This is a genomic window from Lottiidibacillus patelloidae (assembly GCF_002262935.1).
GTDB lineage: Bacteria > Bacillota > Bacilli > Bacillales > SA5d-4 > Lottiidibacillus > Lottiidibacillus patelloidae.
Window position 1 is genome coordinate 246,665 of record NZ_NPIA01000004.1, and the last position, 21,505, is coordinate 268,169.

20 protein-coding genes are annotated in these 21,505 nt (G+C 36.1%); 12 read left to right on the top strand and 8 right to left on the bottom strand.

Annotated features, from left to right (window positions below; genetic code table 11):
- Positions 1–73: 73 nt before the first annotated feature.
- Positions 74–232 (top strand): SE1561 family protein, encoded by a 159-nt coding sequence (locus CIB95_RS16210; RefSeq protein WP_158217608.1) that lies wholly within the window; start codon positions 74–76, stop codon positions 230–232.
- Between the two features lie 116 nt (positions 233–348).
- Positions 349–1,893 (top strand): fumarate hydratase, encoded by a 1,545-nt coding sequence (locus CIB95_RS09740; protein ID WP_142296489.1) that lies wholly within the window; start codon positions 349–351, stop codon positions 1,891–1,893.
- Positions 1,894–1,987: 94 nt separating this feature from the next.
- Here CIB95_RS09740 and CIB95_RS09745 read toward each other — a convergent pair whose 3' ends face one another.
- The 3 genes from CIB95_RS09745 to CIB95_RS09755 are packed head-to-tail and all read right to left on the bottom strand — an operon-like array spanning position 1,988 to position 3,006.
- On the bottom strand, positions 1,988–2,194 hold the full coding sequence (locus tag CIB95_RS09745) for a hypothetical protein (RefSeq protein ID WP_233144105.1): 207 nt from the start codon (positions 2,192–2,194) through the stop codon (positions 1,988–1,990).
- Between the two features lie 35 nt (positions 2,195–2,229).
- Entirely contained in the window at positions 2,230–2,610 is a 381-nt protein-coding gene (locus CIB95_RS09750; protein ID WP_094924649.1) for an MmcQ/YjbR family DNA-binding protein, read from the bottom strand.
- Positions 2,611–2,628: 18 nt separating this feature from the next.
- Positions 2,629–3,006 (bottom strand): VOC family protein, encoded by a 378-nt coding sequence (locus tag CIB95_RS09755; RefSeq protein WP_094924651.1) that lies wholly within the window; start codon positions 3,004–3,006, stop codon positions 2,629–2,631.
- Between the two features lie 104 nt (positions 3,007–3,110).
- Here CIB95_RS09755 and pdaA point away from each other — a divergent pair, with 104 nt between their 5' ends.
- From pdaA to CIB95_RS09775, 4 genes are all read left to right on the top strand, one after another.
- On the top strand, positions 3,111–3,908 hold the full coding sequence (gene pdaA, locus CIB95_RS09760; protein ID WP_094924653.1) for a delta-lactam-biosynthetic de-N-acetylase: 798 nt from the start codon (positions 3,111–3,113) through the stop codon (positions 3,906–3,908).
- Positions 3,909–4,030: 122 nt separating this feature from the next.
- Complete coding sequence (locus CIB95_RS09765; RefSeq protein WP_094924655.1) at positions 4,031–4,930, top strand: DNA-3-methyladenine glycosylase family protein; 900 nt, start codon at positions 4,031–4,033, stop codon at positions 4,928–4,930.
- On the top strand, positions 4,927–6,312 hold the full coding sequence (gene rlmD / locus CIB95_RS09770) for a 23S rRNA (uracil(1939)-C(5))-methyltransferase RlmD (RefSeq protein ID WP_094924657.1): 1,386 nt from the start codon (positions 4,927–4,929) through the stop codon (positions 6,310–6,312). Before CIB95_RS09765 ends, rlmD begins: the two co-directional genes overlap by 4 nt.
- A 49-nt stretch (positions 6,313–6,361) precedes the next feature.
- Positions 6,362–8,026, top strand: coding sequence for a glycoside hydrolase family 13 protein (locus tag CIB95_RS09775; protein ID WP_094924659.1), 1,665 nt, complete (start codon positions 6,362–6,364; stop codon positions 8,024–8,026).
- Between the two features lie 104 nt (positions 8,027–8,130).
- Here the strand turns inward: CIB95_RS09775 and CIB95_RS09780 are convergent, their stop codons facing one another.
- The 3 genes from CIB95_RS09780 to CIB95_RS09790 form a co-directional block, all read right to left on the bottom strand.
- The gene (locus CIB95_RS09780; protein ID WP_094924661.1) at positions 8,131–8,514 is read right to left on the bottom strand and encodes a hypothetical protein; all 384 of its coding nucleotides are present in this window, start codon (positions 8,512–8,514) and stop codon (positions 8,131–8,133) included.
- Positions 8,515–8,527: 13 nt separating this feature from the next.
- The gene (locus CIB95_RS09785; protein ID WP_094924663.1) at positions 8,528–9,058 is read right to left on the bottom strand and encodes a GNAT family N-acetyltransferase; all 531 of its coding nucleotides are present in this window, start codon (positions 9,056–9,058) and stop codon (positions 8,528–8,530) included.
- A gap of 119 nt (positions 9,059–9,177) precedes the next feature.
- The gene (locus tag CIB95_RS09790) at positions 9,178–10,863 is read right to left on the bottom strand and encodes a M4 family metallopeptidase (RefSeq protein ID WP_408607219.1); all 1,686 of its coding nucleotides are present in this window, start codon (positions 10,861–10,863) and stop codon (positions 9,178–9,180) included.
- Between the two features lie 359 nt (positions 10,864–11,222).
- Here CIB95_RS09790 and CIB95_RS09795 point away from each other — a divergent pair, with 359 nt between their 5' ends.
- From CIB95_RS09795 to CIB95_RS09820, 6 genes are all read left to right on the top strand, one after another.
- Positions 11,223–13,439: an amidohydrolase family protein gene (locus CIB95_RS09795; RefSeq protein WP_094924667.1), complete on the top strand. Its 2,217-nt coding sequence runs from the start codon at positions 11,223–11,225 to the stop codon at positions 13,437–13,439.
- A gap of 206 nt (positions 13,440–13,645) precedes the next feature.
- A complete protein-coding gene (locus tag CIB95_RS09800; protein WP_094924669.1) occupies positions 13,646–14,413 on the top strand; it encodes an LSm family protein in 768 nt (255 codons plus the stop codon).
- 27 nt (positions 14,414–14,440) lie between these two features.
- Entirely contained in the window at positions 14,441–14,740 is a 300-nt protein-coding gene (locus CIB95_RS09805; RefSeq protein WP_332893205.1) for a hypothetical protein, read from the top strand.
- A 15-nt stretch (positions 14,741–14,755) separates the two neighbouring features.
- Positions 14,756–15,055 (top strand): hypothetical protein, encoded by a 300-nt coding sequence (locus tag CIB95_RS09810; protein ID WP_233144106.1) that lies wholly within the window; start codon positions 14,756–14,758, stop codon positions 15,053–15,055.
- Positions 15,056–15,075: 20 nt separating this feature from the next.
- A complete protein-coding gene (locus tag CIB95_RS09815; RefSeq protein ID WP_094924671.1) occupies positions 15,076–18,720 on the top strand; it encodes a multicopper oxidase domain-containing protein in 3,645 nt (1,214 codons plus the stop codon).
- A gap of 34 nt (positions 18,721–18,754) precedes the next feature.
- Positions 18,755–19,534 carry a hypothetical protein gene (locus tag CIB95_RS09820; RefSeq protein ID WP_233144107.1) on the top strand — a complete coding sequence of 260 codons (780 nt, stop codon included), beginning with the start codon at positions 18,755–18,757 and terminating at the stop codon, positions 19,532–19,534.
- A gap of 39 nt (positions 19,535–19,573) precedes the next feature.
- Here CIB95_RS09820 and CIB95_RS09825 read toward each other — a convergent pair whose 3' ends face one another.
- Positions 19,574–20,113 carry a hypothetical protein gene (locus CIB95_RS09825; RefSeq protein WP_142296491.1) on the bottom strand — a complete coding sequence of 180 codons (540 nt, stop codon included), beginning with the start codon at positions 20,111–20,113 and terminating at the stop codon, positions 19,574–19,576.
- 715 nt (positions 20,114–20,828) lie between these two features.
- Entirely contained in the window at positions 20,829–21,035 is a 207-nt protein-coding gene (locus CIB95_RS09830) for a PLDc N-terminal domain-containing protein (protein ID WP_408607214.1), read from the bottom strand.
- Positions 21,036–21,505: the final 470 nt, after the last annotated feature.

The window sequence follows — 21,505 nt, forward strand, 5'->3', positions numbered from 1 at the left end:
ATAAGAAGTATCAAAAAATAAAATTTGTTGAAATACGTGATGTTCGCTACAATATTTACTAGAGGTGAGAACAATGGCAAATGAAGGAATCGTAACTTTAAAAACAAAAGTCGATAAGTTGTATAAAGCAATCGATGAGATTGAACCAGAGCAAGTTGACTTATCTGAAATTGATCGTATTTTAGAAATGGTTACAGACTTAGAAGAGACATGTAAGCAACTAAAAGATTAAATTAAAAACGATAACGTGCCCGGATGCAATTGCATTCGGGTTTTTCTCTTTCACAAAAGTAGAGTAGCCTTTATAATAAGAATGGAGAGAAACTGGATAAAAAGGGGAAATGAATCTTGGAACAGTTCAAGAAAAGTATGTACGATTTAATTGTGGAAACGTCAACAAAACTACCAAAAGACGTACGCCGTGCCATCGTTAAAGCGAAAGCACGTGAAAATGCAGGAACTCGTGCTGCGATGTCTTTAGATACAATTACTAATAATATTAAAATGGCTGATGAAAATGTATCGCCAATTTGCCAAGATACTGGATTACCGACATTTAAGATAAAGGTACCAGTTGGTGCAAACCAAATCGAAATGAAAAAAGCAATTTATGAAGCAATTGCAGAAGCAACGAAAAATAGTAAGCTTCGCCCGAATTCTGTTGACTCCATTACAGGGGAAAACACTGGGGATAATTTAGGGTTAGGAACACCGGTCATTAAGTTTGAACAATGGGAAAACGACTACATTGATGCTCGCCTAATTTTAAAAGGTGGCGGATGTGAAAATAAAAATATTCAATATAGCCTTCCTGCTGAGTTAGATGGATTAGGCCGTGCTGGACGTGATTTAGATGGTATTCGCAAATGTATTATGCATTCCGTTTACCAAGCACAAGGGCAAGGCTGTAGTGCTGGATTCATCGGTGTAGGAATTGGTGGAGACCGTACTTCTGGCTACGAATTAGCAAAAGAACAATTATTCCGTAACAATGATGATGTTAATGAAAACGAAGATTTGCGTAAGCTTGAAGAATATGTGATGGACAATGCCAACGAACTTGGTATTGGAACAATGGGGTTCGGCGGTGAAACAACGTTACTAGGTTGTAAAATAGGTGTAATTAACCGTATACCAGCAAGCTTCTTCGTGTCTGTTGCGTATAACTGTTGGGCTTTCCGCCGTTTAGGAGTGAAAATTGATGCTTCTACTGGAAGTATTAACGAATGGCTGTACATGGAAGGCGAAGAAATTGATTTCACGGAACAAGTGGAAAAAGAAGCGGCTAAACTTGAAAGTGAAAATGGACCGAAACATGTAACACTTCAAGCGCCAATCTCAGAAGAAGAAATTCGCCAATTAAATGTTGGGGATGTTGTAACAATTAACGGTATGATGTACACAGGTCGTGATGCGATCCATAAGCATTTATCTGATCATGATGCACCTGTAAATTTAGATGGTCAAATCATTTACCATTGTGGACCCGTTATGATGAAAGATGAAGCTGGAAAATATCATGTGAAAGCTGCAGGACCGACGACTAGTATTCGCGAGGAGCCTTACCAAGGTGATATTATGAAAAAATTTGGTATCCGTGCAGTCATTGGAAAAGGCGGAATGGGACCGAAAACATTAGCAGCTTTAAAAGAACATGGTGGAATTTACTTAAATGCAATCGGTGGGGCAGCACAATATTATGCTGACTGTATTAAATCGGTTGAAGGCGTTGATTTAATGGAATTCGGAATTCCTGAAGCTATGTGGCATTTAAAGGTTGAAGGCTTTACAGCTGTAGTAACAATGGACTCTCATGGAAACAGCTTACATGAGGATGTAAATAAATCATCACTTGAAAAATTAGCGAAATTTAAAGACCCAGTTTTCAAATAAATCAAACAAAGCATTGCACTTATAAAAAAAGTGTAGTGCTTTTCCTTTTCTTTCAACTTAGACCGAAGAAAAAACGACACAAGTGTCGTTTGAATTAAGCCTTTTTCTTTTGCTCTGTAATCACAGGGGTATTATCTAATTGCTTCAGCTCCAATTTCTTCATTTCTAATTCTAATTTTTTATGCTTCAGCTGAATCTCCATTTCTTTTCCGCGAAACTCATATTTCTTTTTTGCAATATACCCATAATAAAGCAGATAAATTCCGATTGCGATGACTAGATAAAACCAAAAATCCAACATTTTCACCTCCATGTCGACCTTTTTCAAGTGAACGATTATGTCGATGTTTTTTGATAATCCTTAACAATACTTTTCGGTGCACATCGTAAATATCCTTCTAATATTAGATCCTTCATTTCCTCCCAATCAATGGCTGATACATCTAAAACAGTACTCCAACCATGTCTGCCGATGTAAGGAGATTTTTTAAACTTTCCAGATTGTATTAATAGCTCTTGCGTTTCCATTAATGTCTTTATTGACATAGTAATATTACCTTCATATTCGCCAAAGATTATAAACGGCTTGTCCTTAATACGAAACGACGTATGGCCAAATTTATCAATACCTTCTGTCACTTCACGGAAATTTATACAAATCTCCCGAACCTTTGCTACTAATTCTGATCCTTGTTTAGATGATAAGACATCATACATAACTTAACCTCCTCACTTTTATTCATGAATTGCTAGTACAGCGCCTGCTGGGTCTTGAATAATACAAAATAACATTTGTCCCATCTGACGTGGGCCATCAATGATTTTCCCGCCATTTTCAACACATACTTCTGCACTCTTTTTTACACTTTCAACTTTTACGTACATGAGCCACTGGGCTGGAATGTTAGCATTACTTTCTTTCGCATGACAAATTCCTGTCACCGTGTCTCCTTCAGGTGTCTTAATATCAAAATCATGGTAATCTCCCATGTCATGGGGGCTAGCTTTCCAACCAACGACTTTACAGTAAAAATCTTTTATCTCCTCAGCATTTTCCACAGTGAGATCTCGCCAAGCGATGGTTCCAATACTACTTTTATTTTTCTCACTCATCCTTCAGTCCTCCTCGTTCTTTTTCTCTTATCCATCAATTTCGGCACTTCATACATGATTTCCTTTGTTCCTACGAAAACTAGGTAAAAAAGAGGAGAATGGATATGAAAAAGTTACTATTGATTGGCATTGTTTTATTAATAAGTGTGGCGTTACCAATATCAGCGTCGGCAACACAATACGAAAATAAACCGTATCATTGGGGATTTAAGAAAAGTAAGAACCATCAACCAGCCTCAATAGCGCAAGAACCTTTTGCCCCGTTAATCCCTAAATATGAAAGCTTTTTTATCGGTAATATTGAAGAAAAAGAATTGTATTTAACGTTTGATAATGGCTATGAAAATGGCTATACAGAAAAAGTGTTAGATGTGCTCCTAGAAAAGAAAGTACCTGCTGCATTTTTCGTCACTGGACATTATTTGAAGGATCAACCACATTTAGTAAAACGGATGGTGAAAGAAGGGCATACTGTTGGAAACCATTCGTGGCATCATCCAGATTTAACGACAGTTAGTGATGCAAGGCTAAAAGAAGAGTTGGATAAAGTAAAAAGTGAATATGAAGCACTGACTGGTAAGAAAGATATGACATACTTACGTCCGCCACGAGGGATTTTTAGTGAGCGAACGTTAGCCTTAAGTAAACAGCTTGGCTACACGAATGTGTTTTGGTCACTTGCCTATAAAGATTGGGAAACTGACAATCAAAAAGGCTGGAAATATGCGTACGATAAAATTATGCAACAAGTACACCCTGGAGCGATCATGCTACTTCATTCCGTTTCCAAAGATAATGCGGAAGCGTTAGGAAAAGTAATTGATGATTTAAGAAAACAAGGATATACGTTTAAGTCGTTGGACGCATTACTTTTTGATGATCCAATGCAAAATGCTCGATAATAATGAAGCTCCCATTTACAATGGGGGCTTATTGTTTAAGTAGATTTTGCCGAGCCTTTAGCCCATAAGCATTTTTTACTTTCTGTTATAATTAAATGAAAAATGAAAATGAGTGAAGTATCATGTGGGAGTACATAGTTAAATTTAAAGGACCGTACAATTTTAATTTATTAATAAACCGTTTGGGTAGGGACCCGTTACATGAAGTTAATAAAGAAGAAAGAAGTATAAAAGTTCCTTTGCTAATTCAAAATGAAAAACGTGTCGTCGAAGTACAATTTATTGGTAGGACCGAAGACCCTGCTTTTAATGTAAGAAGTATAAATGCTCCAAAGAGTGAGCAAGATCTAATACTGAAAAATTTGAATGAAATATTTCAGTGGGATAAATCGCTAAGTAAGTTGCAGGAGCATTTCGCCAAAACAGAGTTAGCCCCTCTATTTTATTTGTTTGCAGGTGCACCGATTATCCGTGAATTTGATCCTTATCGTTGTCTTGTTAAATGTATCATTCACCAACAATTAAATTTAAAATTTGCAGCAACGTTATCAGAACGCTTTGTAAAAGGATTTGGTGAAGAGGTGGAAGGTGTTTGGTTTTATCCTACACCAGAAAAAGTTAGTAGTTTAACGGTAGAAGAACTACGTGAAATGCAGTTTAGTGAGCGTAAAGCAGAATATTTAATCCAAACGTCAGAGAAGGTTGCATCAGGACAATTAGATTTAGAAAAACTAAGTGAATTGTCAGACGAGGAAATAATCAAGCAGCTAACGGCATTACGGGGCATAGGTCCATGGACTGCAGAAAATATGCTCTTATTTGCATATGGTCGAGAAGATATTTATCCAGTAGGAGATATTGGTATTCAAAATGCACTAAAGAAATTACTCAACTTAGAAAAAAAGCCTACTAAAGATATGATGATACAACTTGGTGAAAAATGGGCACCATATCGCAGCTATGCCACATTATATTTATGGCTTAGCATGGAAAATGAGAAAGTACGGAGTGAATCGGAATGAAAACAAAAGAACAAGCACAATTAAAAGTCGGAGATACGTTTCCACTTACAATAAAAAGACTTGGGATTAATGGAGAAGGTGTTGGCTATTTCAAGCGAAAAGTCGCCTTTGTTTACGGTGCTTTGCCTGGTGAAGAAGTCGTAGCTACGGCAGTAAAAGTACATGAAAAATTTATCGAGGGCAAAGTGAAAAAAATTCGCAAAAAATCTGCCCATCGAGTAGCGCCACCTTGTCCAGTTTATGAGCAATGTGGTGGATGTCAGCTTCAGCATTTAGCATATGATCAGCAGTTAAAAGAAAAGCGAGACATTGTAAAGCAAGCATTTGAAAAGTATTTGAAACATATTGCTGACAAACTAACAATTAAAGAAACAATTGGCATGGAAGAACCGTGGCAATACCGAAATAAAAGTCAGCTTCAAGTCGGCAAAGAAAAAGAAAAAGTAATTGCGGGGCTATACGGCTTAAACTCACATCAGCTCGTAGATATTAGTGAATGTGCAATTCAGCATCCAGCAACGAATAAAGTGACACAAACTGTCAAAACGATATTAAGTGATTTAAATATATCAATTTACAATGAAAGAAAACGAAGCGGCATCATTCGCACCATCGTTACGAGAGTCGGGTTTGAGACTGGACAAGTACAACTAGTTTTAATTACTACCCAAAAAGACATTCCGAAAAAGAATATTTTAATTAGAGAAGTACAAAAGCGTCTGCCAGAAGTTACTTCTATTTTACAAAATATTAATGGCGAAAAAACGTCACTTATTTTCGGAGATAAAACACTTCATTTAGGCGGTGAAGAAGTAATTCAAGAAACACTTGGAGATTTATCTTTTGAACTTTCAGCAAGAGCCTTCTTCCAACTTAATCCTATTCAAACTGTAAAACTATATGATGAAGTGAAGAAAGCAGCAGCATTAACTGGAACGGAAAAAGTCGTAGATGCTTACTGCGGTGTTGGTACAATAGGGTTATGGCTTGCCAAAGATGCCGCAGAAATTCGCGGAATGGATGTCATTCCAGAATCGATTGATGATGCGAAGAAAAATGCAAAAAAGCATAATTTTCAACAGGCAACCTATTTTGTAGGAAAAGCGGAGCAATTAATGCCCAAGTGGGTAAATGAAGGTTGGAAGCCTGATGTCGTTGTTGTTGATCCACCTCGGACAGGTTGTGATCAAAAACTTTTAGAAACAATTGTAAAAGTAAAGCCGAAAAAAGTTGTTTATGTTTCATGTAACCCATCTACTCTTGCCAAGGATGCAGGGTATTTATCTAGTAAAGGGTTCGGAATAAAGTCGATTCAACCTGTAGATATGTTCCCTCATACTGCGCATGTCGAATGTGTCGTGGAATTTTCTCTTAAAGGATAGCGTCTTCGCTAGGAACAAATGCAATAGCAAAAATGAGAGGTAGATAGTGATGCAGAAAAAATGGTGGAAAGAAAGTGTTGTCTATCAAATTTATCCAAGAAGCTTTATGGACAGTAATGGTGATGGTATTGGTGATTTAAAAGGTATTACCTCAAAGCTTGATTATTTAAAACAATTGGGTGTTGATGTCATATGGCTATCTCCTGTATATAAGTCACCGAATGATGACAACGGTTACGATATTAGTGATTATCAAAATATCATGGACGACTTTGGTACAATGGCTGACTGGGATGAGTTGTTAGCAGGATTGCATGCGCGTGGTATGAAATTAATGATGGATTTAGTCGTTAATCATTCATCAGATGAACATCATTGGTTTGTGGAATCGCGAAAATCAAAGGATAACCCTTATCGTGATTATTATATTTGGCGCAAAGGAAAAGATGGGCAGGAACCGAATAATTGGACATCTGTCTTTAGTGGATCTGCCTGGGAATATGACAAAGAAACAGATGAATACTTCCTTCATCTATTTAGTAAAAAACAGCCAGATTTAAATTGGGAAAATGAGAATTTACGTAAAGAAATTTATGACATGATGACGTGGTGGCTTGATAAGGGAATCGATGGTTTTCGAATGGATGTCATTAACTTAATATCAAAAGCTGAAGGACTACCTAGCGTTCCTGGTGGAAAAAGATATGAGTGGGGCGGGGATTATTTTATGAATGGCCCTAAAGTGCATGATTACATTCAAGAAATGAACCGAGAAGTTCTATCTAAGTACGACATTATTACTGTTGGTGAAACGCCAGGGGCATCTACGGAAGATGCCAAGCAATATGCGAACGAAGAAGGAACGGAATTAAACATGATCTTTACGTTTGAGCATATGGATCTCGATTCAGGACCAGGTGGTAAGTGGGATGTTAAGCCATGGAAGCTAACGGACTTAAAAGAAGTGATGACAAAATGGCAGAAAGAATTAGAGGACAAGGGATGGAATAGCCTTTACCTAAACAACCATGATCAACCTCGTATGGTTTCTCGATTAGGGGATGATCAAGAATATCGCGTGATATCAGCAAAGATGTTAGCAACATTCCTACACTTCTTGCAAGGAACACCTTATATTTATCAAGGTGAAGAAATTGGAATGACTAATGTTCAATTTCAGTCAATTGAAGAATATAACGACATTGAAATACATAACATGTATCGGGAAAAAGTTATTGATGGTGGGGAAGACCATGAGAAGATTATGGAGGCCATCTATATTAAAGGGCGTGACAACGCGAGAACACCGATGCAGTGGGATGCAACTGAGCATGGAGGTTTTACTACTGGGACTCCGTGGCTGAAAGTTAATCCTAATTATAAAGAAATTAATGTTAATAACGCACTTGCAGATGAAAATTCGATTTTTTATTTTTATCAAAAGTTAATTAAGCTGCGGAAGGAAAATGACATTATCGTTTACGGATCCTATGATCTAATTTTGGATGATGATGAAAAGATTTATGCATATACACGAACGCTCGGTGAAGAAAAACTGATCGTATTATGTAATTTTTCAAATGAAGAAGTTGGGTTTGAGTTGCCAGATTCCTTATCTTTTACTACTAATCGAAAGCTTATAGGAAATTATTCTACTAATGAACTATTATCACCACTTAAACCGTATGAAGCGAGGGCTTATTTGATAAAGTAACATCCAGTAAGTTGCATGAAACATTACCAAACGCTTTGTGGGACATAAGACGAAAAACTGCTACCTCCTTTTTAATTAGGTAGCAGTTTTTTAATTTGATTTGATTAAGCTGCGCTTTTATGGAAGAAAAATTTTGAAACGATAACTTGAATAATATAGAAAAGAGAAGCAGCTATTGCACCAAAAAGAAGTAAATGGATATATTCAAACCCGTAAAGGTTTATAATGATATCAAGTACAGCAATTAGTAATGCTCCTGCTAGTGCGTATAAAGATAAACTAATGAAGAATGTTATTATGGCACTTTTACTTTTCACATGTTCGTTAATTAATTTATCTACATAGAGAGAAATAGGGACCCCTAAGGCTAAGTAAATAACAGTAGAAAATATTAAGTAAGTTGTAAAATATTCTTCAGCACCATTAGCTGTAAAGTGAATCGTAAATATTATTGCACAAATAAGACCGACGACTAGTTTCTTTACCATTTACAAGCCCCCTTTATTTACTTTTGCGAAGCACTGTAATAAATCCATCTAAAATATCATGACTAACGGAAAATCCTTTTCTCTCGTAAAACTTTAGAGCTGTCTCATTTCCATTCGAGACGAAAACAAAATAGTCTTCAATGTCTTCAAAATTTTTTAACCAGTCCATCGACATCTGGATTAACTTAGAGCCTATTCCTTGATCACGATAGCCTTCTTTTAAATAAAACTGTGATAAACAACCAACATCGGGTTTCTTAACAGATGCAAGATCAAAAAATGTTGCAAAGTCATTATCATATACTTCCTTCGCTGAGATGTTTGCATAAACATAACCAACGGGTATTTCTCCATCCTTTACAACTGCAATATAATTATATTTCGCATTTGTAACAGATGGAACGAGGCGTGTTTCAAAATTCATTGAATCAAAAAACTCTTGATGCACTTTCGCTTTAGACTTTTGAAAAGCCATTAGTTCATTACATAGCTCTCGTAAAACTTCAATATTATTTTCTTCTATTACTTCATATGTAATTGCCAAAGTGATGCACTTCCTTTATTTAACAGTACTTCATCTTTATTATAGCTTTATTAGATTAAAAATAAAATGAAAAGGATGCAAAATTTCTTTGCATCCTTTAAAACTACGAAACTATAAAATTAATTAACTCCAACTGCATCAAATGCTTGATTAACAGATGCTACTTCAGAGCTATTTGCACCATATAGGTCGGTAGCACTTTGAACTGCAGCTGCACGTAGGTGACTAAAGTTAGAAGAAGCAGTTAAGTATTGTGTTAATGAACGGTAGAAAATTGCCCCCATTTTGTCATTACCAATACCGGTTACAGCTACACCATAGTGTGTTCCACCTTGGCTTAATAAGTAAGCTGCTTTATTGATGATACCGGAGTTCCAATGGACGCCACCGTTGTCTTGTGTACCAGTATAACGAACTGAATAGTGATCTGGATCGTTACTTGCTGTTGGATCTGCCATCGAGCGCAGTGCATCTCCTTCAATTCCAGGAGTATATATATCTTCACCAACTAACCAATCTGGGTTGTTATTAGCGTGAAACTCCGTTAACGTTCCAAAAATATCAGACATTGATTCGTTAATTGCGCCTGATTCATTTTGATAGATTAAGTCAGCACTGCTGTCTGTAACGGCATGTGTCAATTCATGGGCAACAACGTCAAGTGCTCCTGACAATGGAACGAAAGTTGTACCATCACCATCACCGTATACCATTTGCTGACCATTCCAGAAAGCATTGTTGTAGCTTCGACTATAGTGCACAGTGGAATGTAATGCAGCACCGTTGCCATCATAACTATTTCTGTTGAATTTAGTCATAAAGTAATCATACGTTACACCAGCATAGTAATGTGCATCTACTGCGGCAGCATCATAGGAAAGATTAAATTGTGCATCTAAATCTTCCCATAGCTTACCTGGTAATCTCGTACGATTGCTTGCATCATACGTGTAAATCCAACCATCACGAGTACGATCTTCTAAGTAATAAGAAGAACCTTTTTGCGTAATATTCAACGTTTTTGCATCCCCTAATACACCAGTACCAGTTCCTGTAGTTTTAATCTCAGTACCTCCAGAACCACCGCCTGGTTTCCCACCTTTTCCACCTTTTGCGTAGTGCATGGCATTAAAGCTATTAAGGACGTCGCCACTTACAGCATCAACCGTAAACATCCAATTCCCTGGCTCAGGATAAAGGAAGTTTAAGTTAACAACGTAAGCTAAACTTGCTTGTCCATCTTTTGTATAGACCATATATTCAGCATGTGGTTTCTTTTCGTAGTCTGCAGTAAATCCTAACTTTTCTTCAGCAACTTTGATTGCCTCTTGCGCAGTTAATTTACTATTTTTCTTTAAAGAAGATTTCTTCTCTAAATCTGGAATTACTGTTCCTGAAACGGACATTAACGTCCCATTTTTAACATGTGCTGTTAATTGTGAACCGTATACGGGAATTCCTTGATGCATTTGTTGTAGGCGTAAATGTGTAAAACCAAGATCATCTTGATTTACTTCAAGTATTTTAAATGATTGTTTCGCATGAGGTGAAGAGAACTTGAAGAGGTTTTTCTTAGAAGATAAATAGTCTAGTACTAACTCCTCGGCAGTCATAGATGTGCTGGTTGCTAGAGTTCCAGTAACAAAATATGGAGTTCCTGTTTCGCTATTCCAACTTATCGATACAGTTGATACGTCTTTGTTTACTGTGACAGTTGAGATATCAGCAGCACTTGCTGAAGCATACGCTGAAAATGCTAAACCTAAGGAAAGTGTCACAGCAGTAATTGGTTTTTTCAATTGTATCACCCTTTCTATTTAATTATTCACAATATTATATTAATTCAGAAAACAGTGCAATCTATTTTTTGAAATCTAGTGGAAAATGATAGGAACGTTCTATAGAATCGCGCTGAAATCATAGTACTAAAGAAGTATTTATTTCTAGTGAAACAGATAAGTGATGATTACATATAAAGTAGAATAATTTATGGTTTTTCATCTACTTGAAACATGGAAAAACATACTGTAATGTTAGAGGAGAAACTGCTCGAAAGATGTAGATGGCACAATAATGACATATACTTAAGAGTGGACAAGTTCTTATTTTATATTTGAATTATGTATTACATAAATACCAGTCATAATTATTTAGGGGGAAAACGATGAATAACAAAATGCTTTTAATTATTGCGGTAGTTTTGTTAGCTGCGAGTGCATACTTCTTTACGAAAGATTCTTCTAATGAAACGAATGAAGAAAATAACCAAAGGGAAGAAGATATAACTAGCACAGAAGACGAAAATGAGCCAACTGATGAAATGCTCAACATTTTAGGTATTACCTTTGCTGGAGAAGAGTACTATGTTTTAGTAAGTGAAGGCGACCAAAAAGCTTTGTATGTAGGTAATCATGAAGAAGGTAAGATAGGTAATCTATCTCTCGTTAGTGAAATAGAATTGTCAGCTAATGCAAAAGATTTTCAAAATATAGAGATTAATAAAAACAACAACTATTTATATATACAAGGAATTGATAGTAATGGTCAAAATGTAATTGATGTTTTTGACTTAACAAGTAAGACAGCAGTAAAAGAGATTTTTGTAGAAGGTAACGAGAAAATTAGTAATATTAAATATAAAGACGGCTATATGGAAGGTATGTTTTATGCTAAAACAAACTCCCAAGAAAAAAAGGCAGAAATTATTTTAAATACATTAGTCTTTGATTCACATATGGATGTATTAGTCGTAGACCTACCAACAGAGGAATCTTTCATATCATGGATTGATGTAACGGAAGATATTGAAAATGTCGTATATACAATTACAAATGGGAGTAAACACACGACTTACATTCACAAATTAGCGACAAATGAAACGAAAATGGTTGATGAGACAGAAAAGGAAGCAAAATTTATCTTAAATGATAAGTTATTATACCGCGTTGCAACAGAGCAGCCAAAAGGTGGCTTTGTAACAAGTGAAGTACCATACACATTCGCAATTGAAAATGAAACGAATGACGAACTCACATATGATGTGGTTATTTCAAATGGTATTGTTGTTGATCCTGAAACAGAAACAATGAAATTCGGTTATAACATTGGTATTTTAGGTGACGAGATTGCAAAAATTTCAAAAGAACAGCTAAATGGTGTTGAAGAGATTGATGCAAGTCATAAAATTGTCAGTCCTGGTTTCATTGATATGTTGTCATTTAACCCAAACTTAATGGCGGCAAAATTTAAAATCGGAGATGGAGTAACTACAAACCTTTCGATGCATGGTGGAACTTCAGATTTCGATAACTTTTTCTCGCAATACACGAGATACCCAACGTTAGTAAATGTTGGTGGTTCTTTATATGCTATACGACTTCGCTATGAGCAAGGTCTCGGAAATCATGGAACACCAACACAAGAGCAAATTGAGAAGATGGCACAACGTGCTCGTGAAGAAATTCAAAAAGGCGCACTAGCTGTTTCCTTTAGTCCTGAGTATTATCCTGGAACAACGTCAGAAGAGATTAAAGCGATTATGAAAGTTGCGAAAGAGTATGGGATTCCGACTCATTTTCACGGGAGATATTCAGCGATCACTGGCGAAAATACAAGTATTGATACAGTGAAAGAAGTGTTAGGGTATGCACGAGAACTTGATGCTCCTGTTCACTTTATGCACTTGCATAGTACTGGTGGAACTGGTGCGATGGATGAAGCGATTGCAATGATTGAAGAAGCAAGAGCGGAAGGGTATCAAGTAACATTTGATATTTATGCTTATGATTCGTGGGCAACAAACATCGCTTTTGAACGTATGAGTGGGGATTGGCAAACTCGTTTTGGTATCACATATTCTGACATTCAAGTGGCAGGGACAACTGAACGACTTACAGAAGAAACGTTCAATGAAATGCGTAAAAAGGGCGGTATCATTATCGTTCACGCAATGGATGAGGAAGAAGTAATCCAAGCGATGCAAGTTCCTCACAGTATGATTGGTAGTGACTCAATCATTGATATCGTTAAAGAACACCCTCGTGGTGCTGGTAACTTCGCAAGGTTTTTAGGTCACTATGTGCGTGATAAAGATATCGTTCCATTTATGTTAGGTTTGCAAAAAGTAACATATTTAAATGCCAAGCATTTAGAGAAGTTTACACCATCAATGCAAACGCGAGGTAGAATAAACGTAGGGGCAACAGCTGATATTACTATTTTTGATTATAACGAAATTCTTGATACAGCAACTCCTGAAAACCCGGCATCATACTCAGCTGGAATAGAATATGTGTTAGTATCAGGAAAAATTATTAAAGATCATGAAACGATTTATGACAATGTAAGGAATGGAAAAATAATAAAAGCAGAGTTTCAATAATAAAATAAAGTAAGTAATCGAAGAAGCAGCGGAATAGACCGCTGCTTTTTTACGTTTTGCTTTATTAAATTGTAGATCATAAGTATGGAGCTTATGCCAACAACAAAAGAATCAATGCTTATAGCAAATATCAAACTATGTGTATAAATTTATTTTTCGCAAATAAAATATAGCGATACTTTTATTCAAGAAATGAGGGGGAAAAGTTGAAAAAAGAGATACGGCATAAAGAATATGTCGAGCGCTTAAAAGAACTTAGGCAAAAGGAATATATCGAGCATGAGCATGATCCTATTAACTTAAGAAGTATCAAAAGAGGAGAAGGTCTTACATCTCCGACAACAAATTTATCAACTGAAGAAACACGAATATTAATGGATTATATAGAACAACAGAATCTTTTTAAGATTACCTCAAGGTCACCTATGCTAAAGAAAAGTTTGACATTAAAAATGTTCTTTAAAAAGAAAAGAAATCAACAAGTTGAAGTGTTTTCAAAAGTCGGAGATATATCTCTATATACGGAAGGAAAGGTTAGTGCAGTAGGGAGAGACTTTGTGATGCTGACATCAATTAATAAACAGGTTTGGATACCATTCCGCGAGATAGATTCAGCTAACATCCCTTATGGAATCCCAAACTACGCTAATACTTATCAGCATTTTTATTATGATAACAATCTAAAAGGAAAATTGCTCAGGAGCTTTGGGGAGACGGTTACTAAGAGGGAAACATTAATGCAGCAATTTAATGAAGATACGTTAAGAACAAGTTTATCTAGGTGGAAAAAAACGTGGGTAAAAGTGCAGTTAGCACCAGAAGAAGTGCATTCCGGCAAAATTGTATCTGTCTCAAAAGAAAACATTACTTTAGCAAACTACAAGAAAAAAATGACAATAAAAATAGCGGATGTTTCATATATTGAAACGTTGAGTATTCTTCAAGTATTTACCATATGGTTAAAAAACCAATAAATTCATGCAGTAAAGGAGGAGTAACGAGTGAATAATAATGATATTAATGGTGATTTAATGGCAGAAGAGCTTTCTCAAATGATCGGGCAAGAAGTTTTAGTTGTTACAGAAGCACCCCAATTAAATTTATTAGGTCAAACATTCCGTCCTATTTTTTGCGGCACAGTTAATGAGGTAGACGTAGGCCACATTACACTTTTTCCGGTTATTATAAAAATGGTTAATGCCCCTTTTTACCAATTTCCTCTTCCACTAAGTATTCCTCTAGATAAATTAGTTGCAATTACATCTAACTTTGATTGTGATACCGTGTTCCCATTAACGTAGAAGGAGGTTAGAAAGTTGAAAAAAGTAGATGAAAGTAGAGAGATGAAAAAAGATATTAATGCGATCCAAAGTGAAGCGCTTATTCAGCATTTCATTGATGGAATTGGTAGGAAAGTTTTTATCCTAATGCCAGGTTTTCCATTTATGTTTATAGGAGAGATACTTGATGTTGTTGGAGATGTTGCCAAAATTCATATAGAGACAACGCAAACGGCAGTTTTAGAGGATCGAAATTGGCTTGTTCATATTCATAGTATCGAAGTTTTCTATATTGAAAGAGACGGAGGTCCAAAAATCCCAGAGCTAAGAGATTAATAGGTAAAGGGGGTTGCATAATGAAGCGTTGCTACCACGTTGTAGCTATACCAATTCGGATAGTAGTTAATACGTTTGGAGACTATAATCCGAATGGAGCAATATACGTATTAAAAGAAAACGAAAAAAAGGTAAGGACTTTAGTAAAGAAGAATCCTTTCACACCAGTTGAGTTAATCGAACCACTAACGATTCGCGCTAATGAGGGAGACATTGTAGAAATAATCTTTGAAAATAAGCTTCCATTTGCTGCAGGAATGCATTTTCAAGAAGCTGATTATAATGTTTTAACTTCAGATGGAGCAAATGTTGGTTTTAATCCTGATACGACAATTTCACCAGGTGAAAAAATAAAGTATCAAGTTTCTGCTACTCGTGAAGGAAATTATTTCTTTTCCGATCTTGGCAATCCCTCAAGCACTGAGAAAGGCTCAAATAGTAATGGCTTATTTGGTGTATTAATAGTGGAGAAAAAGTATTCTTGGTGGACAGATCCCGTGACAGGAGGTTCTTTATCTAGCGGGGCAGTTGCAGACGTTCACAATCCTTTACTCCCTTCTTTCCGTGAATATACATTTTTCTTTCAAGATGAAATGGAAATTAATGATATTACAGGAAATAACCCAATAAATGCAGAAACAGGACAAGAAAGTGAGTCTTTTCACGGCATTAATTATCGCTACGAACCATTGCATAGAAGAAAACAATTACTTTCTGAAGGTGTCGTCTGCCCTGATTGTGATGGAGAGGAAGTACATCATGATTCCTGGGTGTTTGGCGATCCTGCGACGCCTATTTTCCGAGGGTATGTTGGTGATCCAGTTAGATTCCGTTTAATTCACGCTGGTGTAAAAGAGACACATGTATGGCATTACCATGCTCACCAATGGTTTAATGACCCGCAAAACCTTGATTCAGAAATATTTGACTCCCAATCTACCAGCCCTCAATCCCACTACAATATCGAACCACTATATGGCTTAGGAAGCTTAGAACGGACAATTGGTGATGTAATTATCCATTGTCATTTATACCCTCACTTTGCAGTAGGAATGTGGACGATTAATCGTATTTTTGACAAACTCCAAGATGGTAGTCAATGTTACCCGAATGGTGTTCCTATTAAAGCACTACAGCCACTACCAGACCGCCCTGCACCGCCAAAACCGACAAAAGAAGAACCGGGGTTTCCTAATTTCATTCCAGGCAAAGTTGGCTGTAAAGCACCACGTCCACCGCTAGGAATTGTAGGTGGGAGAGAAATGACGGAGTTAGAAAAGAATGCAGCTGTTCCTAACCCAAGACCAGGAGCTGTGTTTGCTGATCCATGTCCGGAAGATGTTGAAGTTAGAGAATTTAACATCTCGGTAATTGAATTACCAATAACATATAACAAGGCAGGTTGGCATGACAAACAGGGAAGAATATTTATTTTGGATGAAGACATTGAAGATGTTTGTTCTGGGAAAAAAGAACCAGAGCCACTTGTAATTCATATGCCTGCAAATACTTGTATCCGCATTAACTTTACAAATCGATTACCGCACATATTAGATGGAGATGCCTTTCAATTAGTATCACGGACATATGAAGTAGGGTTGCATGTACATTTCGTTAAATTTGATGTCTTAGTTTCAGATGGGGCAAATGTTGGGTGGAACTATGACTCTAGCGTCCTTCCAGGTGAAACTATTCGATATGAATACTTTGCAGATTCAGAGTTAAAGGCATGGTTTTTCCATGACCATTTGTTTGCAGGCTTGCATCAACAAAGAGGTGTCTTCGGTTCAGGTGTCATTCACCCAAGATTTACAAAGTTCTTTGACTCTAGTACAGGGGATGAAATAAATCATGGTGCACAAATTACTTCCTTGCACCCAATTATACCTGATTATCGAGACTTTACCTTAATGGTTCATGATTTTACCCTTCTTTTTGATAAACAAGGAAGACCGATTAATCCACCAAAGTATCCCGGATCGCAAGAAGATCCTGGTGTTTTTGGTGTGAATTATAAAAATGAACCATTGCAGTTTCGTTTAGGAAAAGATTGTGATCCAGCATACTCTTTCAGCTCTTTTGTTCATGGAGACCCAATCACTCCTATTTTAAGGGCTTATGCAGGAGATCCGATACGAATTCGTCTCTTACAAGGAGCACAAGAAGAATCTCATAGCTTTAATGTGCATGGGTTAAGTTGGAAGTCTGAACCAAAAGACCTTGATTCAATTCGAGATGATCAGCAACATATCGGGATATCAGAATCCTTCACATTTGAATCATTTGTTGAAAGAGCTGGTGATTACTTATGGACGTTTGAGACAGAAGAAGACTTGTGGAATGGACTTTGGGGGTTAATAAGAGCTTATGATCAAAGAGTCCCAGATTTAATTCCTTTGGCAGACCAACGTATGCCAAACATTCGAACGAGACAACTGCCAGAATGCACAGGTAAACCGCCAGCACCAGCAAAGAAAGTAAAAAGTGTAGGACCAGTTAATAGCCCAGTGAAATGTTTTAATATTGTCGCTTTCCAAACACCAATCATTTTTAATCAAACATATGGAGAGAAAGAGCCATACGGTATTGTATTTGCTTTAGAGGAAGATGTCGAGGATATTTTGTGTGGAAAGAAAAACCCAGAACCTTTAATTATCAGAGCAAATGTTGGCGACACTGTCGAAATAAAGCTGACTAGCCGCTTATCGATTGAAAACTTTCCATTTAAAGACGGGATTTATGATTATCCTGTTGTTAAAGAACAAGCATTTTATCCACCTTCATTAAGAATTTCTCTGCATCCACAATTAATTCAATATGATGTAAAAACATCGGCAGGAGAAACGGTAGGATACAATGCCGATCAAACGGTTGGACCTGGAGAGACAATTACGTATCGTTGGTTTGTAGATAGGCCCGTTGGCGTATGTGGTATGTGGGATATGGCAGATATTAGAAATCATCGCTCGCAAGGTGCATTTGGAGCTTTTATTTGTGAACCTCGATTTACAAAATATGTACACCCTGAAACGCTTGAACCGATAGAAAAGGGAGAAAGCGCAGTGTTAGTAAACCCTTTATTACCAAATACAAGGGAATTCGTTTTAATTATGCATGATGGAGTAAGGCTATTAAATAATAAGGAGCAGCTGATTATTGATCCTGTGGACGGAATTTTATTAGGTGAAGGAGAAACAATAGACGATTTTGATACGTATGATCAAGGGTCTAGAGGATTTAATTACCGTACAGAACGGTTAATCAATCGCTTTGAAGATAAACCAGAACTTCGTAATTTATTTAGTTCTAAAATTTTTGGTGATCCAGCAACGCCAATTTTTGAAGCGTACCCTGGAGACCCAGTTACTGTAAGGCTTGTGACACCGGCGGAACGGAGAAGAACACATACTTTTCATTTGCATGGCCACTATTGGAAATTTGATTCCAATGACATTGTCTCTAGAATAGAGTCATTCGTAGGATTTAACGTGATGGGAAGGAAAGCTAACTTACAATTAATAAATGGAGCAGGTGGGTTATTTTTCTATCCTGGAGATTATATGTATCGATCGGGCAATATTAGCTGGGACATTGAATTAGGGATGTGGGGGATCTTACGCGTTCACAAAGAAATAAAACCACATTTACCTCTACTTGAATATTAATATATGAGAGTGTATGCCTGAAATAGGAGGTGAAATGATGGAAGATGAGAAGTCGAATTGTGAAGGGTTCCGATGCCCTGAATTTTTGTCTGAATCAGCTGAAGATGACCAGTTTTTTATTCCGAAAGATTGTTGTGGGAATGAGAAAATCCCTCAACCTAAATTTCCATCGCCAAATTCTTGTTTAACTGAGGAAGAGCTTAAGGAAGTCGAAGAAAGAATAGCGAGAGCAAATGAGTTACTATTAGATATTGCGTTGTCTAATACACGTGAAGATAATGAAGTATTTCAAAAGGCATTCGACGGAGTTCAAGGGCAAAGCGTGAAGATAGAAATTGATTGCATTTCAAAAGAAAATCCAGAACAAAGCGCCACCTTCAGTGGAGTAGTAATGGTAGTTGGCTTTGACTTTGTTGTATTAAAGACAAAAGAGGGGTTCGAGGCAATTATACCGTTTGAAAAAATTAAGCATATTAAATTAAGTGGTAAGTTTGCAGAGAAACAAGAAGAAAAAAGATTGATTAATATTGATCCTATTTTTAGAAGGAAACTAACTTATCACTTTGGAAGAACCGTATCCTCTTCCCCACAATTAATCCAGATTTTCTTTCGGTTACGTATTAAAATTTATATGATGCTTCTAATTGAAGAAAAGGTAAAAGTAAATGTGGAAGGAGATACTATGGAAGGGATCGTCTTTGATGTTCACAACGAATCATTCACATTAAAAATAAGAGAGAAGATAAGAGAAATACCAATAGAAAAACTGTGCTATATTGTTGTAATTAAAGAATCGAATGAGAAAAAAATATAAAGTAAAATCGCATGCTAAGTGCATGCGATTTTTTTTCGTTTAACTTTCTGATTCGAACTCATCGTTAAGTTCAATAAACTTAATTGTTCGAAATGGGACAATTAATCCATGATGGGACTTTGTTTTCTTCATCTTTCTTTTCTTTTTATTAATTTCTTCGTTCTTCTCAACTGCATTTTCTTCAACAACTTCTTCTATATCAACTTCAATCAATTCATCTAGAACACTATCATTTTTCTCAAGCTCTTCAAGGACATCAACTTCAACAAAGTCAGAGCCTACAAAACAAATGTGGGCATTAATTTCTTTATCTTCATCAAGTTCCATTTTAACGTTGCAGCCAATAAGCTGTCTGAGACGAAAATTAAGCCCACCTTGCAGTCCTCCTAAATTAAAACGGAAATCATCATCACAAATAAAACGGTCGCAACTATCACAATGATGGTGACAATCGCAATTTAAATGGTGATGGTCATGAAAACAGCTACAATCATCGTGATAACTAAAATGTCGATGTTTCTTTCTTATAAATCGTTTACGTTTCTTACCACACTTTGAACAATGGGAGTCTTTCATCATGTCACCTCCTTATCAAATAATATATTCACTGACCAATAAAGAGTTAGGCGAAGTAACCCTTTGGGTTTTCTTTTGTTTTTATTTCAGCAGTTTAATTGGTACGATTGACATAATCATTTTCGCAGCAGTTACAATTAGTACATGATTTTCTTTTTCTTTTCGGTAAAGGATTCAAAATGAAATTTCTGTTCACTTGCTCAAACCTGGGGAAGCGGGAATTTTCACTAGTAAATGGAAGTTTTTTAGGGGGATAACAATTGTACTCATGCTCATGCATGTGAAAATGGTGTAAATATCGTTGACTACCATAACTTATCGAGTTACTTAGAGTTTCTTGCCTGCAATTACAATCTTTATTACCTTGTCTTCTATAATGACAGCAATGACTGTGTTGGAAATCACAAATGTTTTTATATTCGTCTCTTGCCAACAAAGTACTACATTTTTGACAAGTGTGGTCACAACATAGGTAACAACATTGATAACAACATTGATTGCAACTTTGATGACAAAATTTTATACGGTCTATTTGTCTCCTTTTCTTTATATTCCCCATAATATTCACCTCCTATTTGGAGAGTTATAATAGTTTATTAGAATGTTGCAGATGTTGTATGTACGTATTTCTTATTTTTAAAGATTTTATCTTTCAAGGAATAGAAAAAAGACACCAGAAGTATATTCTGATGCCTTTTGTAAATCCTTATTAAATTTTTTAATAACGATCTTTTCGAATAATTAAATATACTATTAGTCCTACGATTGGGAAGCAAATTGTTGCTACTAATATAATTACTGCATATTCTTTACTGTTTCCTTTACGAAGAGCATCGCGATAAGCCCAAATGCTCGTTAAGATATTTAAAATAAAGCCACCAATAAAAATAAAAAAGAAAAATCCAATAGCTAAAGGTATCTCCAACAGTTCTCCTCCATTTCTGTGTAAATTATTATGGAAATCTACTATTGCAATTATATTAGTTTATTTCATTAAATTCCAACATATGTATTTTTTCTTGTGTTTAACCAAACAAAATCTATAAATAATACATATTTTTAGTTATATTGTAGAGTAAGTTTGCATTTATTTCGTCTATTAAGTGTGGGAAGAAAGGAGGGGAGAGATATATTAAATGATATATTCATCGCAAAGTTAAAGCGCAAGGATGAAAGCGCGTTTCGCTTGTTAATTGAGGAATATGGAAATGCGATATACAATTTTGTAATATTAAAAGAAGATAATTCGAAAAGCAACTATTGGATTAGGTTTGCATCATCTGCAAATATTAGATGTGGATTACGTTAACGTAAATGTAATTGAATAAGCTGTGAAAAAAGCATCTTATATATAAGGTGCTTTTTCCTTTTTGAAGATGGTGATATGATAAGATA

Excerpts from the sequence above, each read along its gene's own strand:
- CIB95_RS16210 (WP_158217608.1), top strand. The coding sequence starts at position 74 with ATGGCAAATGAAGGAATCGTAACTTTAAAAACAAAAGTCGATAAGTTG.
- CIB95_RS09745 (WP_233144105.1), bottom strand. The coding sequence starts at position 2,194 with ATGTTGGATTTTTGGTTTTATCTAGTCATCGCAATCGGAATTTATCTG.
- CIB95_RS09750 (WP_094924649.1), bottom strand. The coding sequence starts at position 2,610 with ATGTATGATGTCTTATCATCTAAACAAGGATCAGAATTAGTAGCAAAG.
- CIB95_RS09755 (WP_094924651.1), bottom strand. The coding sequence starts at position 3,006 with ATGAGTGAGAAAAATAAAAGTAGTATTGGAACCATCGCTTGGCGAGAT.
- pdaA (WP_094924653.1), top strand. The coding sequence starts at position 3,111 with ATGAAAAAGTTACTATTGATTGGCATTGTTTTATTAATAAGTGTGGCG.
- CIB95_RS09765 (WP_094924655.1), top strand. The coding sequence starts at position 4,031 with ATGTGGGAGTACATAGTTAAATTTAAAGGACCGTACAATTTTAATTTA.
- rlmD (WP_094924657.1), top strand. The coding sequence starts at position 4,927 with ATGAAAACAAAAGAACAAGCACAATTAAAAGTCGGAGATACGTTTCCA.
- CIB95_RS09775 (WP_094924659.1), top strand. The coding sequence starts at position 6,362 with ATGCAGAAAAAATGGTGGAAAGAAAGTGTTGTCTATCAAATTTATCCA.
- CIB95_RS09780 (WP_094924661.1), bottom strand. The coding sequence starts at position 8,514 with ATGGTAAAGAAACTAGTCGTCGGTCTTATTTGTGCAATAATATTTACG.
- CIB95_RS09795 (WP_094924667.1), top strand. The coding sequence starts at position 11,223 with ATGAATAACAAAATGCTTTTAATTATTGCGGTAGTTTTGTTAGCTGCG.
- CIB95_RS09815 (WP_094924671.1), top strand. The coding sequence starts at position 15,076 with ATGAAGCGTTGCTACCACGTTGTAGCTATACCAATTCGGATAGTAGTT.
- CIB95_RS09820 (WP_233144107.1), top strand. The coding sequence starts at position 18,755 with ATGATGGAAGATGAGAAGTCGAATTGTGAAGGGTTCCGATGCCCTGAA.
- CIB95_RS09825 (WP_142296491.1), bottom strand. The coding sequence starts at position 20,113 with ATGATGAAAGACTCCCATTGTTCAAAGTGTGGTAAGAAACGTAAACGA.